Source organism: Ferrimonas lipolytica, assembly GCF_012295575.1.
Lineage (GTDB): Bacteria > Pseudomonadota > Gammaproteobacteria > Enterobacterales > Shewanellaceae > Ferrimonas > Ferrimonas lipolytica.
In genome coordinates this window covers 2,642,454-2,657,851 of sequence record NZ_CP051180.1, presented here as the reverse complement: position 1 = coordinate 2,657,851, position 15,398 = coordinate 2,642,454, and the positions used below count along the sequence as shown (strand labels likewise).

The window sequence follows — 15,398 nt, the reverse complement described above, 5'->3', positions numbered from 1 at the left end:
CTGGAAAATGCCAAGCGGCGGAGTATAACTGTTTCAACGCCGCGCTACCACGCTAACTGCGGTAGAGCTGATTTTGTTCAATGTAATCGACCACCTGTGGTGGCAGTAAAAAATCAGCGGCTTGTCCGTTAGCCATCTGCTCGCGTAACGCCGAAGAGGCGATGTCGAGCTGAGTCGCAGCAAACAAAAATATGCCACCACTAGCGTGTTGCTGCAGTGCTTTGACACTGTGCCGCTGATGTTTTTCCAACAGTGCCGCCGCTGTACTGCTTGGGTGCAGTTGGTGGCCAGGACGATGGCACACAATCAAATGAGTGAATTCTAGGATCTGCTGATACTGATGCCATTGATGGAAGTTCAACAAGGAATCCATGCCAATAATAAAGTGCAGTTGCGCCTGAGGCTGCTGCGCTTTTATTTCAGCTAGTGTATCAACCGTATAGGAATTGCCAAGGCGGTTGAGCTCGCGGCCATCGACAGTGAGCTGCGGGTGGTTGGCACAGGCTAACTCTACCATCGCCAGCCGTTGTTCGGCACTTACGCCGGGGCTGGTTTTATGCGGCGGAATGGCGTTAGGTAGCAGGTCAACTCGGTCCAACTCGAGCCCCCGTTGCACCTCAAGTGCGCAGCGAAGGTGGCCGTTGTGCACTGGGTTAAAGGTGCCGCCAAACAAACCTAAACGCATTAGCCAGTTAACCCCGCAGCAGCGATGGCCAGCGGTTGGTAATTACCATCAAAACGGGCGCACAGATCTGCCAGTGCTAACCACTGTTGAGCGTCGCTGCCGCCCTCAAGCTTAATCAACTGTTCTAGCTGCCCAACCGCTGCCAGTGCTGCGCCAAGTTGAGCTGGAGTGATGCGATCGAGGCAGTTGCCATAGAGACGCTGGCGCTTTTCCCAGATCTTTTCTGTTTTCATAGCGGCGTTGCGATTTTGTCCCTCTTGCAGATGCTTAGCCAAGCGGCACAAGGTGGTAAATTCACGGCTTAGGGCCCAGCCAATCAACGTTGGTGCAGTATCTTCTAATTGCAGTTGATTGAGCATTTTGATTGCCATTGGGATCTGCCCTGCCAATAGCGCATCGACCAACTGAAACACGGTATAGCGGCTTTGATCTTCCAGTAATTCTTGCAGCTCAGTTTGTTCAATTCGTTGGCCGTCGCTGATGAGGCCAAGCTGGGCCATGGTTTGATCCGCAGCCATTAGGTTGCCTTCAAACATCGACGCAATGAGTTGGGTGGCACTGCTGGATAGATTCAGTTTATGGCGCCGGGCGCGTTCGCCTATCCAGCGTTGATAGTGGCTGCCTTCAGGGGTTAATGCTTGTATGTGCAAGCCGACTTTGTCGAGGGATTTAAACCATTTGCTGTTGGTTTGCTCGCGCGCGGCTTTGGGGCCATGCAACAACACGAAGGTATCTTGTTGCTGCGCAAGGTTTGCCGCCAGTTCCACCAGCGCTGCAGCACCTTCGGTACCGGGTTTAAGGGTTGGTAGTTCCAGTTCAATTAGCCGGCGGGAAGCAAATAGCGATAAGGCTTGGCACTCTTGCAACAACCCTTGCCAGTCGAAGGAGGATTCCTGCACCATCGACAAGCGCTCTTCGATCCCTTGGCGTTTCATCAGTTGTTCACGGATGGTGTCGCGGCACTCTTCGCGGATCAGAACGTCGTCACCAAATACCATCATTACTTGCGGCAGCTTGGTTAACTCCCGCTGTAACTGACTTGCAAATATTCGCATCAGCTCGCTTCGTTGCTGGCTGGAGCAGCCTTAGTTGCTTGGTCGACTTCGGTTGTCGCCAGAATACGCATGATTTTATCGGCGGCGTTTTGACGCATCTCTTGCAGTAACAGATTCAGTTCGCGGTTCTTTGCCAGTGCGGTACGAGGATCGTCGAGGTAGTCGCGACGTACTTCAATGCTAAAGCGCTGTGCCTGTTGATCTTTGAGCTGGACGTTAAAGGAAACGCTGTAAATTAGCTCATACTCCGCTACTTGGCCTGAGGGGAACAATGACAAGGTGGCGCGTTCGAGGCGGTCGTCATTTAACCAGATCTTTGGCGCGTTGTTATCGTCGACCACTTGGATGCTATGCTCGCGGAACCTCTCCTGCATCAACCGGTGCAGTTCGCCATACTCATCGTTACTTTGCAGTTGTACTTGTGACAACTGTTCAGGGTATTGGTAGTTTCCTTGCAGACGTAAGCCGCAACCGGAAAGTAATAGGGTAGTGGCCAGTAGTGTGACCAGTAGGCGTGCAATCACCCCCGTCTCCTTATGGTTGTTCAAACACGTTGTTTAAATAGGTGGTTTATTCAAACGGTGGCTATAACGACTGTTGCAATCGTTATAGCCACAGCCTGAAAATGCGGTGGTACTGCTGCCAGTACCACCGTTATTCAACCTGCTGTTAGCTAGTATGGCATAGCTAACATCAGAATTAGTTAGCTACGATATTCAGCAGCTTACCTGGAACGTAGATCACCTTACGGATGGTCTTCTCATCGGTAAACTTAGTGACGTTTTCGTCAGCCATAGCCAGCGCTTCAACCGCATCTTTGTCGGCGTCTGCTGCTACAGTTAGGCGAGCACGTAACTTACCGTTTACCTGCACGATAATCAGCTTTTCGTCTTCAACCAGTGCAGCTTCATCAACAGCAGGCCAAAGGGCGGTATCAACATCACCTTCGTTACCCAGCGCGTTGTAAAGTGCGTAGCTAGTGTGTGGGATGATTGGATATAGCATTAGCGTTACTGCGTCCAAGGCTTCCTGCAGCAAGGCACGGTCGTTGTCAGACTCCTGCGGTGCTTTGGCTAGCTTGTTCATCAGTTCCATTACCGCGGCAATAGCCGTGTTGAAGGTTTGACGGCGGCCGAAGTCGTCGTTCACCTTGGCGATGGTCTGGTGTACTGCACGGCGCAGGGTTTTCTGGTCGTTAGTCAGGCTTGCCTTATCCAGTGCTGGCGCAATGCCTTTACTGGAGTGTTCAAATGCCAGTTTCCACAGGCGCTTGATGAAACGGTGAGCGCCTTCAACGCCAGATTCCTGCCACTCCAGAGTCATCTCTGGTGGCGCAGCGAACATGGTGAACAGACGTACGGTATCGGCACCGTACTTATCAACCATCAGCTGTGGATCGATGCCGTTGTTCTTCGACTTGGACATCTTAGTCATGCCGGTGTGGATCAGCTCGCGACCGTCAGCGTCTAACGCTTTGATGATTGCGCCTTTGCCGTCACGCTCTAAGGTTACGTCTACTGGCGAAACCCAAACGCGCTGGCCATTGTCGCCAACATAGTAGAACGCGTCAGCCAGAACCATGCCCTGACACAACAAGCGCTTAGCTGGTTCATCGCTGTCTACCAAGCCCGCGTCACGCAGCAACTTGTGGAAGAAGCGGAAGTACAGCAGGTGCATGTTGGCGTGTTCGATACCACCAATGTACTGATCTACCGGCAACCAGTGATTAGCGCGGGCAGGATCAACCATGCCGGTGTCGCAGCCTGGACTGGTGTAGCGAGCGTAGTACCAAGACGACTCCATAAAGGTGTCGAAGGTGTCGGTTTCACGCCATGCTTTTTGACCGTTGATGGTGATCTCAGACCACTTACGATCGGCTTTAATTGGGCTGGTTACGCCATCCATTACCACATCTTCTGGCAGTACTACTGGCAGGTCTTCGGCTGGAATGGTAACGGTTTCGCCATTTTCCAAGGTCGCCATTGGAATTGGCGCACCCCAGTAACGCTGACGGGAAACCCCCCAATCGCGCAGACGGAAGTTGGTGGTTTTGCTACCGTTGCCGTCCGCTTCCAGCTTAGCGGCAATGGCATCAACCGCCTGTTGGAACTCTAAACCGTCAAACTCACCAGAGTTAAACAGTACGCCCTTGTCGGTGTAGGCTTCGGTGGAGATGTCCAGCTCAGCGTCGACTGGCTTGATCACAGGAGTGATGTCGATGCCGTACTTGGTGGCAAACTCGTAATCACGTTGATCGTGAGCAGGAACGGCCATTACCGCACCGGTGCCGTAACCCATCAGGACGAAGTTAGCGACGAAGATTGGCACCTTCTTGCCGTTCAATGGGTGGATGGCGTACAGGCCTGTCGCCATGCCTTTCTTTTCCATGGTCGCCATTTCAGCTTCAGCAACCTTGGTGTTTTTGCACTCGTCAACGAACGCAGCCAACTCTGGGTTGTTCTGCGCTGCCAGCTCGGCCAACGGGTGACCTGCGGCGATGCCAACGTAGGTTACGCCCATTACGGTGTCTGGACGGGTGGTGTAGATATCGAACTTCTCGTCCATATCTGCTACCGCGAAGGTCATCTCAACGCCTTCAGAGCGACCAATCCAGTTGCGCTGCATGGTTTTAACCATCTCCGGCCAGCCATCAAGTTGATCCATATCGGCCAACAGCTGATCAGCGTAATCGGTGATGCGCACGAACCACTGTGGGATCTCTTTTTGGATCACTGGGCTGTCACAGCGCCAACAACAACCATCAACCACTTGCTCGTTAGCCAGTACGGTTTGGTCGTTGTCACACCAGTTTACTGAGGCGGTCTTCTTGTACACTAAGCCTTTGTTGTACAGCTCGGTGAAGAACCACTGCTCCCAGCGGTAGTAATCAGGCTTACAGGTTGCCAGTTCGCGCGACCAATCGAAGCCAAAGCCGAGCAGATTAAGCTGACCCTTCATGTAGTCGATGTTTTCGTAAGTCCAAGGCGCAGGTGCGGTTTTGTTCTTGATTGCCGCATTTTCTGCAGGCAAACCAAACGCATCCCAGCCAAACGGCTGCATCACGTTTTTGCCCTGCAGGCGTTGGTAACGACTTACAACGTCGCCGATGGTGTAGTTACGCACGTGACCCATGTGGAGGTGACCACTTGGGTACGGGAACATCGACAGACAGTAAAATTTTTCTTTGCCTTCAATTTCTTTAGCGACAAAGGTTTGTTGCTCTTGCCAGTGCTGCTGCACTTGCGGCTCGATTTGCGCGGGATTGTATTGCTCTTGCATCGACACGTTTAGAGTCCACTCGAATTTTGATTTCGGGCAGGGAAAGGCCCATAAAGATCTGCATAGAATACAGTAGTAGCTGGACAGGCAACAACCACTGCAGTTAGGTAAATAGCAACTACAGTTGGTTTATCAACGCGAGGAGCCGCTTATGAACAGCCGTAATGACGCTTTAATCAGGAAATATGAATTTTTGCTGCATGAGATGGAGCGGCGTTATCGAGCCAAACCGGATCTTACTCTTGGTGAACTCGACTCTGTCTTGCAGGGCAGTAAAACTTATCTAGCGATGAACCAAGAGCTCAGTGCTAGTGAACTTGAGTTGGTCGAGCAGTTCCTTCGGCGTGACCTTGCTGATTATGCCGAACGCTATGCCAAAGAGCAGTTTGAGAGCGAAGGGGACAGCATCTTCACCATTGGCTTAGAGAATACTGTTTGGCGTTGGCTAGCGGAGATCACCGATCGCAGTCAGCTCGAATGGCATGAGTTGGGCGATGAATTGCGCCATCGCGGTACCTATGAAGCGGGAGAGTTGGTCGGTTTAGGCGAACTGGTGTGTGATAACTGCCATCACAGCATGAGTTTCTTCCACCCAACCCTATTGCCAGCCTGTCCTGAGTGCGATGGTGTGGTCTTTTCAAGGCGCCCACTCGAGCCTTAACTGTTTGTGGTTTCTTTGCCTGTCCTCTGATCTGCCATCACCGGTGCAGTTCAGGGGGGAGCTTCGCCCCCTTTGGAATTCTCCTTGCCTTAGGTCGCAGTCCAAAACGCTTCGCAGGACTGCTCCAATGCGGCAGAAGAGCAACAGCGGTAGTGCTTTCCCCTAGTATCAAAATTCGCCTAGCCGGTGCTTTAACAGCATAGGAAAGAACAACACTTAGTTGCTACACAGCGTTTGTTATGCTCAGTTAATACCAATAATTTATTCGATTAATGTTCTTAATTTGCTGATTTTATTGATATTATTCTGTCTGTTGTCACGAATGTCATTGTTACCACCCGCTGTTGTCATTAACACCAATAAAATTGGGTCAAGCCCACTGTTTGCTGAAATTTCCACTCCTATATTTATCTCATAAACTTTTGTTTAAAAAGAATATTTATTCATATTTCTGGGCTGTTGAGGGAGTTGGTCATGTCGTTAGCATTTTTTGCAAGCCGGCGAGGGATCGTGTTAGTCGGCGTTCTTATCGGTGTTATTGCTGCATTGCTACAAAATGCAGGTAACCCATGCGAACATGGGGTTGAGTTTGATCAGGTGGTGCCGCTGGAGCCTTAACAGCGGCGTTAATAATGCCGCTTAAGCTTGGCCTGTGCTAGTGAGTTGATCTGGATTAATTAGTCGGCTGGGCTAGGCGCCTGATCGACAATAGTTACCCCGGTCGGCACCAGCTGATAGAGCGTCTTGGCTGCAGTAACGCTGGCAGGGTCAAATGGCTGCCCTTGTTCTTCAGCTACATGAGCTAAGTACTTCTTGGTTTGTGCCAGATCGAAGCGCTTTGCTTGCACAGTGCCGGTGACTATCGCTTCCTTACCGATACTTGACGTGGGGAACACCATGTCGCCATCCTTCACTTTAACCTTAAGGTAGTTGCTGCCATCTTTAGCGGCTATCTCAAGCCAACAACCAGCCTTTTTACACACTGCAATCACTTCGCCTTCGATGGTGACTCGGCGATTCTCATAACTATCGGCATTGGCCAAAATAGTAGCAACATCGGTGAGCAGCTCCGGTTGTACAGGTTCGCCAAAATCAACTGCAGCCGTTGGTAGCGAGAGGGCACTCGCCAGCACCGCTGTTACCATTTTTCTAGCAAACGTCATAAACATACTCCTTTGAAAGTGATTCTCATCATTTAAGTTAAGCTAATCTGAGTCGCAAGAGAGTTTTTTTGTTTGCGGGTTAGCTTTAGGTCGATTGTGGCATAGCGTGATTAAGACGACGTTGTGTTGGTTGCGGATGATGAAAAGCTCTACTTTCTGTCGACTTGGCGGTAATACTTAGAATGACACTTTGGCCTTTATATCAATAAGAAGCACTGATGAACCTAGATAAATCACGCAAGCGAATCGATAAGAAAGTAAAAATGGGCTTCAAAGGTTACCCACAGATAATGTTGACCTACCGTGGTAAGACTGAAGATTGCGCTACCGAAGTGGTGATCGGCTTTATCGCAGCCGAAGGCACTGCGGTGCAGGAACAGACATTCGCAAGCCAAAGCGATGTGCGTTTGGATGAAACTATTCAATCGACCTTAGTGAAGATCATCGAACGGGCGGATGCAAAAACAGTAACGGAGCAGAAACAAGTAGAGCTGATTAGCTAACGATATGCGGCATTATAAGAAGCGTGAATAGTGGTTGCTATCCTTCCATATCGACTGTTGGGCCATAAGCCATAAAGATGCAAAAAACGCACTCAAATGAGTGCGTTTTGTTTGGCGAATAACGTATCTAGCTTAGTTAATACGCTTGTACTTCACTCGGTGCGGCTCGGTGATGTCGATGCCTTGCTCTTTCTTCATCCACTCAGCGTATTCTTGGAAGTTGCCTTCGAAGAAGTTGTGTTTGCCTTCATCACGGTAGTCCAAGATGTGGGTTGCAACACGGTCAAGGAACCAACGGTCGTGCGAGATCACCATGGCGCAACCAGGGAACTCAAGTAGCGCGTTTTCAAGGGCACGCAGGGTTTCGATGTCCAAGTCGTTGGTTGGCTCATCGAGTAGCAACAAGTTGCCGCCGGTTTGCAGTAGTTTCGCTAAGTGCAAACGGCCACGCTCACCACCAGACAGTTCACCAACGCGTTTTTGCTGATCGGTGCCTTTGAAATTGAAGCGTGACACGTAAGCCCGTGATGGGATCTCGAAGCTACCGATCTTCATGATGTCCTGACCGTTGGACACCTCTTGGAATACGGTCTTGGAGTCGTCCATGTCGTCACGGAACTGATCAACCGAGGCGATTTTGACAGTATCACCTAAGGTGATGTTGCCTGAATCTGGCTGCTCTTGGCCGCTCAGCATACGGAAGAGCGTTGATTTACCAGCACCGTTGGAACCGATGATGCCAACGATGGCGCCTTTTGGCACCGAGAACGACAGATCATCGATCAGCACGCGACCGTCGTATGATTTGGTTAGGTTCTCAACTTCCACCACTTTGTCACCTAGGCGTGGGCCCGGTGGGATGAATAGTTCGTTGGTTTCGTTACGCTTTTGGTAGTCGCTGTTGTTCAGTTCATCGAAACGCGCCATACGGGCTTTCGATTTAGCCTGACGACCTTTAGGGTTAGAGCGTACCCACTCCAACTCTTTCTGAATCGACTTTTGGTGTGCTTTCTCTTGTGAGGCTTCCTGCTGCAAACGGGCATCTTTCTGCTCTAGCCACGAAGAGTAGTTACCCTCCCATGGAATGCCTTCACCACGGTCAAGCTCTAGAATCCAACCAGCGGCATTATCCAAGAAGTAACGGTCGTGGGTAATCGCCACAACGGTACCTGGGTATTCCACCAAGAAACGCTCTAACCAGGCAACGGACTCGGCATCCAAGTGGTTGGTTGGTTCGTCTAGTAGCAGCATGTCTGGCTTTTCAAGCAGCAGACGGCACAGGGCAACACGACGTCGCTCACCACCGGAGAGGTTGCCGATCTTGGCGTCCCATGCTGGCAGACGCATTGCGTCAGCAGCACGTTCAAGGGCGTTCTCTAGGTTATGGCCATCTTTAGCGTCGATCAGGCTTTGCAGCTGCTCTTGTTCTTTGGCTAGGGCGTCAAAGTCGGCACCCTCTTCAGCGTACTCAGCGTACACCTCATCCAAACGCTTCATTGCGCCGGCAACGTCGCTTACCGCTTCTTCAATCGCTTCGCGTACGGTTTGGTTTTCATCCAGTTTTGGTTCCTGTGGTAGGTAACCAACCTTGGTGCCCGGTTGTGGCCGAGCTTCGCCTTCAAACTCGGTATCTACGCCGGCCATGATCCGCAGTAATGTGGATTTACCTGCACCGTTTAAACCCAATACGCCAATCTTGGCGCCTGGGAAAAAGGAGAGGGAGATGTCTTTTAGAATATGACGCTTCGGTGGCACTACTTTGCCAACTCGGAGCATGCTGTAAATGAACTGGGCCATTTTACTCTTCGCAATTAAGGTGATTGAAAGTCTTAATCTTACCTCAAAATCTGAATCTAGTTGAGGATGTTCAGCGGGATTACCAAGGTATTCTTGAGTGGATGAAGCCAAGCTGAACCCGTTAACGGGCATGTCGTGGACTATTCGCCCAACTACGCAATTCAAGTGTCAATAATAGCAATGGGCGCCAGCTGCGGGGCTTAGCAAGGATGAAGCCCATTGCTCAGTGCTGATGCTGCTGCCAAGGGGCATGATTGAAGGTGTGAGACTTAGGCTGAACTTTGCACATCAATATGATTTTTGGCCAATTGAGGTGGGAGTGTTCGAGTCGCCATTTTGAGCTATTAGCTCTACTCACTGTGGAGTGCAGTCGATATAGTGCTTGTCCCAGCAGTGGTGGCTGCTGGGATTTTTTGGCTATGATCGAATTGGGGCTTCATGCTATGAATCTTAAGAGTTTGCGAATTTTTGCTGCGGTGATGGCTGAAGGCTCGCTTAAGTTAGCCGCGCAGCGTCATTCACTCAGTGAGTCAGCAGCCAGTCGCCAGCTAAAAAACCTTGAGAAGCAATTGGGGCTGACACTGTTTGAGCGGCAGGTTCGCCAGTTAACTCCAACTAATCAAGCGTACCAATTACATGAAGAGCTCAATCGGGTGCTTACCACGCTCGATGGTCTGCCTGAATTTGCCAAGGGACTGCAAATTGAGCAACGGCAGTTGATCAATTTGGTGGCGGTACCGCGAGTAATTCGCCCGTTGGTTGCCCCGGTGATGGCAGCGATGATGAAGCGCAATGACCTGCAAATTAACCTTGATGTGCAATCGATGCGTCATGCCAAACGATGGGTTGCCAACCGCCAATATGATCTGGCCATTGGTCGCAGCTCGGTCGAGCATAATGATTTGTTGCTCATACCTTTTTGCCGCTGTCGTGCGATGGTGGTATTGCCTATTGAACACCCGTTAGCACAGCAACAACAGCCACTTACTTTGTCGCAGTTGCTGTCGTTGCCATTTATTGCACCCAGCCTCAACAATACCTTACTAGGTCGAGATATCGAACAACTGTGCCAGCAGGAGCAGATAACCTTGACGCCGCTGCTTGAAACCGCCTCTACCCAAGCTGCTTGCGCGCTGGTAGAGCAGGGGATGGGATTCACCATTACCGATGAATTCGGGGCAATTAGCAGTTACACCCCTAGATTAAAATCGTTGCCTTTAGAGAGTGATTTCCGCTTTGAATTCGCTTTTTATCTGCATAAGTCCAGTAAACATAATATCGCGTTGCAACAGGTGATTGCTGAACTGCGCCAGCAAGCTAATAACATTATTATTGATGAATTAACGCAGGTTGAAGATAGCGTTCACAAATAATAACTAACCTTCTTTCTCTACCTACTTAGATATAACTAACCGCCCTAATTGAATGAGGTTAATCTGTTAGCCCCTTCACCTCTGTTTTGTCGATCCCCCTTTGCTCATTCAAATAAGTTGTTGATTTAATTTATTTTTATCTAGATCTTATAGTTGCAAAAAAAGCAATTATATAGGTGTTAATGCCAATTGTTGTTGGTTGGTCTGGTCGCTACCGTATGCCCAACCGCACTCATCGAGTGCTGCAGATGATTGATGGAGTCTTGCAAATGATTGGCAATATGAAGAAAACCACTTGGGCAGCCACAGCGATATTAGCTGTGCTGTCTGGCTCGGCAACGGCAGCTGAGAAAGCCCCAAATTTAATGGAAATGCCAGATTTCTATGGGCGTATCTGGTTGGGGGTTACGGCTAGTGAAAATGGCATCGCCAGCAAAGAGAAAGTGGACGGTATCGCTCTGGAAAACTATGCCTCGCGCCTTGGTCTAAAGGGCGACTATCAGGTTAATGGTGATCTGACTCTGTTTTACCAAGCAGAAGTGGGTGTGGACGCGTTTGAAGAGGACGACAAAAACGAACCATTCAACTCACGCGACACCTTTCTTGGGGTAGAGGGTTATTACGGTAGCGTCTTAGTTGGTCGGAAAAATACCGTAGTGAAATCTTCAGAAGGTCCGGTAGACGTATTCAACGCCACCAATGCGGATATGGGTTACTTGATTGCTGGGCAAGAGCGTTTGGCAGATCAACTCGTTGCAAGCAGTGCCAACTATCAAGGTTGGACTTTGCATAGCACCGTTCTGTTTGAAGATGACTTTGGCGACGATGCCGAACTGGATGGGGCGAGCAACGTTGCCCTGTCTGCTCACTTCGGTGATAAAAAGTTCAAATCGAGCCCCTTGTTTACCAGCGTAACCTGGGCAGATGGCTTGAACGGCTTGGATGTGATGCGGTTGGTTGCAGCCTACAAACTAGGCCCATGGCAGCTTGGGGCGTTGTATCAAGACACCGACTCACTGGTGTACCCGGAATTGGGTGGGAGCAGTTACTTAGCCAGTGTCAAATACAAGTCGGGCCAGCATACGGTCAAGGCGCAGTTTATTAGCGACGATGCAGGCTTGGGCAAGGTAGTGAAAAACGCGGTTGCTGAAAATGGCGATAGCCGCAGTGATTTAACTGACAGCAGCAGCTATAACGTTAGTGTCGGTTACGACTATCAGGTGACTAAAGCCCTGACCGTTAGTGCCGTGGCCAGCTACCACGATGGCGATTACCAAACCACTGCCACCACCGTCGACTTTGACGACTCCCTACTAACTTTGCACAGCCGCTTTGTGTTTTAAGGACTCATCGTTATGAAACCGTTTCGTTATTCACTTGTTGTTGGTGGCATTCTTGCTGCACTAGCAGTCAACGCTAATGCCGTTGATAATTTAGCTGAGTTCCATGCCGAAGAGCTTGGTTGTGAGGCATGTCATGTCGACAATAACCAACCTATCGACGATAACTTGAGCGTTGAAAACAGCCAATGTGCAAGCTGTCACGGCAGCCTAGCGGAAGTGGCTGAAGAGACCCAACGCCACCATGTTAACGCCCATGATTCTCATCTTCCCGGCGAACCGTCTTGCACCACTTGTCATATGGGCCATGAGCAGTCGGTAACCTATTGCGATTCCTGTCATAGCTTTGAGTTTGAGCTGCCATTTGGTGGTAAATGGCAACGTGATGAGCCAACCATTGCTGAGCTTGCGCTCGAGCAACAACAGCGACAGCAAGTACTTGCTGGTGCACCAGCATTATCCACCGATGTTGTGGTAATTGGTTCTGGTGGCGCTGGATTTTCTGCCGCAGTAGCGGCATTTGATGCCGGTGCAAAGGTGGTGTTGGTCGAGAAAGAACCGGTGATAGGTGGCAACGCTAAGCTTGCTGCTGGCGGCATGAATGCAGCAGAGTCGGCGTCGCAAGATGCCCTAGGTATTGAAGACAAGGTCAGCATCATGGTGGAAGACACCATGAAAGGTGGCTACGGCAAAAACGATCCAGCATTGGTCGACATACTGGCGAACAACTCTGCCGGTTCGGTTGCATGGTTAACCGCAATGGGCGCGGATCTCAAAGACGTTGGCCGCATGGGAGGCGCATCAGTTAACCGTTCACACCGCCCAACCGGTGGTGCTGGGGTTGGTGCTCATGTGGTGCAGGTACTGTATGACAATGCCGTTACACGCGATATCGATATGCGCTTAAACACCCGAGCGGTCGAGATATTGAAGCATGCAGACGGTTCGGTTCGCGGATTATTGGTCAAAGGCGCCCATACCGGTTACTACTGGATTGAAGCCAAGGCGGCAATTTTAGCAACCGGTGGCTTTGCTAAAAACAACGAACGTGTTGCTCATCATGATCCGAAGCTAAAAGGGTTTGCTGCAACTAACCATCCCGGAGCGACTGGTGATGGCTTAGATGTGGCAGCCAATGCTGGTGCCAGTATGACCGATCTTGAATACGTACAGGCGCACCCGACCTATTCACCGCTTGGCGGCGTAATGATTACCGAAGCGGTCCGTGGTAATGGTGCGATTTTAGTTAACCGAGATGGCAACCGTTTCGTTAATGAGATCACCACTCGTGATGTTGCCGCCGCAGCCATTCTTAAGCAAAAAGGTGGCAGTGCCTTCTTGGTGTTTGATGATTCGGTGCGTAAATCACTGAAAAAAATTGAAGGCTATATTGCGCTAGGGATTGTGTCGGAATCACAACAGTTGAGCGAGATCGCTGCTGAATTGGATATCGATGCAGCCCAACTTGCGGCCACGGTAAAGCGTTACAACAGCTTGGTGGAAGGCGGTAAAGATCTCGATTTTGCGCGCCCGAATCTACCTCGTGCGCTTAACCAAGGCGCTTATTACGCGTTAGAGGTTACCCCGGCGGTGCACCACACCATGGGTGGAGTGACCATCGATAATCGGGCAGAAGTTCAAAACGAACAAGGCCAAACAATTAAAGGTTTATACGCTGCTGGCGAAGCAACTGGTGGTGTGCATGGTGCCAACCGCTTGGGTGGTAATGCCATTTCAGACATCGTTACCTTTGGGCGTCTTGCCGGCGAGCAAGCGGCTAAATACATCAAATAATTCCTTTATAGCTAAGAGTTTGCGGTACCAAGTGGTACCGCAACGGAGTACTTGTTATGAAAAAAACACTGATTGCCACTTCGATAGCACTGCTATCCACCTTAAGTGTGATTGCACCGGCACAAGCCACTGGCGTCGATAGCGCTAACGCCACCAATGTCAGCGTGTACGACTCAGCCATTTATGGCGACCTATTTAGCACCCCGGAGATCCGTAACGTATTTAGCGATACGGCATTGGTGAACTACTGGCTACAAGTAGAAATTGCGTTGGCGCAATCGCAAGCCGAGCTGGGCATTATTCCTGTTAGCGCGGCTGAGGCCATTACCGCTGCAGCGACCATCGACAACATTGATATGGCTGCACTGCAACAGCAAACCAATAAGGTTGGCCGAGGCATCAAAGGGGTGGTCGGTCAGGTTAAAAAGGCTGGCGGCAGTGAGGTGGCTAACTACTTGCACCTTGGTACAACCACTCAAGACATCATGGACTCTGCAACCGTAATGCAGGTGCAAGCGGCAATTGACGCGACGCAGGTGCGCTTGCGCGGATTGATTTTGCAGCTGGCGGATTTGGCTGAGGAACACCAAGCCACCATCATGATCGCCCGCTCCAACGGCCAAGATGCGATCCCTACTACCTTTGGGTTGCACCTAACCACCTATATTGGAGAGCTGCACCGCCACTCGGTTCGATTGGATGAGGTGGCAGGTCGGTTAGAGCTGCAATTTGGTTCTACCGTTGGCACCTTGGCGCCATTTGGCGATCAAGGTTTGGTCCTGCAGCAAAAGATTGCCAACAAACTGCAGTTGCAAACGCCGTTAACGCCATGGAACCCGAGCCGCGATACCTTTGCGGAAACGGTACAGACGTTGGCGTTGGTTAATGCCACCTTAGGGCGTGTCGCAATTGACGTGAATACCCTAAGCCGTACCCAGATTAACGAGCTGAAAGAGGGGGAGGGCGGCGCCTCGTCAACTATGCCGCATAAGCGTAATCCGCGAGCGTCTGAGTTTATGGGCGGCCTAGCGCGCCTTGGCGCGATGTATAACTCTGCGGCACCGCAAATAATGAGCCATAACGATGCTCGCCAAGGAGCGCCATGGATTGTTGAATGGTCCATTATTCCAGAGTCATTTATGGCGACTAACGCCTCGCTTGAGCGAGCCCAACGAATGTTCTCTAAGTTAATCGTTAATAAACAGGTGATGCTGGATAATTTCGCCGACTCTAATAACTTTGTTATGTCTGAAGCAGTGATGAACGCGATGGTTGATAAAGTTGGTCGTGCTGACGCCTACAGCCTTGTGAAAAAAGCGATTAAAAACGCCGACAAAGGCAGTGATCTGGCAGAGGTATTGCGCACTGATCCACAGTTGAGTCAACACTTTGATGCCAAGGCCATCAGCGCAATCTTGGCGCCAGAAAACTATCTCGGTCAATCTGAGCAGATTATCGAACGAGCGGTAGCTGCGGTGCGTAAACACCATCAGTAATAAATCGCGCTGCTAACGGTAATCCAAATCAAGCCACGATGCGTAAAGCATGGTGGCTTGTTGTTGCTAGCGGCATCAATCCTAGCTCGGGATAGCCGAACTTTACTAATGGCACGTTTATGGTGAAGGTTATACTGCGATTGCCAATGTTAATGGTCGCTCATGAGAACAGTGAGGTTGCTCACCTTGTCCTTGGGTTCGAAAAAACATCGGAGTACAATCCGCGCACAAATTACAAATAGCCAACTGTCT

13 protein-coding genes are annotated in these 15,398 nt (G+C 50.4%); 7 read left to right on the top strand and 6 right to left on the bottom strand.

Annotated elements, in window-relative coordinates; all coding sequences use genetic code 11:
• Positions 1–52: 52 nt before the first annotated feature.
• The 4 genes from nadD to leuS form a co-directional block, all read right to left on the bottom strand.
• On the bottom strand, positions 53–685 hold the full coding sequence (gene nadD, locus HER31_RS12185; RefSeq protein WP_168660843.1) for a nicotinate-nucleotide adenylyltransferase: 633 nt from the start codon (positions 683–685) through the stop codon (positions 53–55).
• Complete coding sequence (gene holA, locus HER31_RS12180; protein ID WP_168660842.1) at positions 685–1,740, bottom strand: DNA polymerase III subunit delta; 1,056 nt, start codon at positions 1,738–1,740, stop codon at positions 685–687. The genes nadD and holA overlap by 1 nt, the downstream gene beginning before the upstream one ends.
• On the bottom strand, positions 1,740–2,264 hold the full coding sequence (locus HER31_RS12175; protein ID WP_168660841.1) for an LPS-assembly lipoprotein LptE: 525 nt from the start codon (positions 2,262–2,264) through the stop codon (positions 1,740–1,742). Before HER31_RS12175 ends, holA begins: the two co-directional genes overlap by 1 nt.
• A 175-nt stretch (positions 2,265–2,439) precedes the next feature.
• Positions 2,440–5,019: a leucine--tRNA ligase gene (gene leuS, locus HER31_RS12170; protein ID WP_168663317.1), complete on the bottom strand. Its 2,580-nt coding sequence runs from the start codon at positions 5,017–5,019 to the stop codon at positions 2,440–2,442.
• A 151-nt stretch (positions 5,020–5,170) separates the two neighbouring features.
• On the opposite strand from leuS, the gene HER31_RS12165 reads away from it, so the two are divergent.
• Both HER31_RS12165 and HER31_RS12160 read left to right on the top strand, forming a co-directional pair.
• Entirely contained in the window at positions 5,171–5,680 is a 510-nt protein-coding gene (locus HER31_RS12165; RefSeq protein WP_168660840.1) for a zinc ribbon-containing protein, read from the top strand.
• 474 nt (positions 5,681–6,154) lie between these two features.
• Positions 6,155–6,298, top strand: a complete 144-nt coding sequence (locus tag HER31_RS12160) for a hypothetical protein (protein WP_168660839.1) — start codon at positions 6,155–6,157, stop codon at positions 6,296–6,298.
• A 59-nt stretch (positions 6,299–6,357) separates the two neighbouring features.
• Here HER31_RS12160 and HER31_RS12155 read toward each other — a convergent pair whose 3' ends face one another.
• On the bottom strand, positions 6,358–6,843 hold the full coding sequence (locus tag HER31_RS12155; RefSeq protein WP_168660838.1) for a DUF4920 domain-containing protein: 486 nt from the start codon (positions 6,841–6,843) through the stop codon (positions 6,358–6,360).
• Positions 6,844–7,061: 218 nt separating this feature from the next.
• On the opposite strand from HER31_RS12155, the gene HER31_RS12150 reads away from it, so the two are divergent.
• Positions 7,062–7,346, top strand: a complete 285-nt coding sequence (locus tag HER31_RS12150; protein WP_168660837.1) for a hypothetical protein — start codon at positions 7,062–7,064, stop codon at positions 7,344–7,346.
• A 132-nt stretch (positions 7,347–7,478) separates the two neighbouring features.
• Here the strand turns inward: HER31_RS12150 and ettA are convergent, their stop codons facing one another.
• Positions 7,479–9,143, bottom strand: a complete 1,665-nt coding sequence (gene ettA, locus HER31_RS12145) for an energy-dependent translational throttle protein EttA (protein ID WP_168660836.1) — start codon at positions 9,141–9,143, stop codon at positions 7,479–7,481.
• A gap of 443 nt (positions 9,144–9,586) precedes the next feature.
• Between ettA and HER31_RS12140 the strand changes: the two genes are divergently transcribed.
• The 4 genes from HER31_RS12140 (at position 9,587) to HER31_RS12125 (ending at position 15,146) form a co-directional block, all read left to right on the top strand.
• A complete protein-coding gene (locus HER31_RS12140; protein WP_168660835.1) occupies positions 9,587–10,516 on the top strand; it encodes a LysR family transcriptional regulator in 930 nt (309 codons plus the stop codon).
• A 182-nt stretch (positions 10,517–10,698) separates the two neighbouring features.
• Positions 10,699–11,859, top strand: coding sequence for a porin (locus HER31_RS12135; protein ID WP_168660834.1), 1,161 nt, complete (start codon positions 10,699–10,701; stop codon positions 11,857–11,859).
• Positions 11,860–11,871: 12 nt separating this feature from the next.
• Positions 11,872–13,650, top strand: coding sequence for a flavocytochrome c (locus HER31_RS12130; RefSeq protein WP_168660833.1), 1,779 nt, complete (start codon positions 11,872–11,874; stop codon positions 13,648–13,650).
• A gap of 56 nt (positions 13,651–13,706) precedes the next feature.
• On the top strand, positions 13,707–15,146 hold the full coding sequence (locus tag HER31_RS12125; RefSeq protein WP_168660832.1) for a class-II fumarase/aspartase family protein: 1,440 nt from the start codon (positions 13,707–13,709) through the stop codon (positions 15,144–15,146).
• The last annotated feature ends 252 nt before the right edge of the window (positions 15,147–15,398 follow it).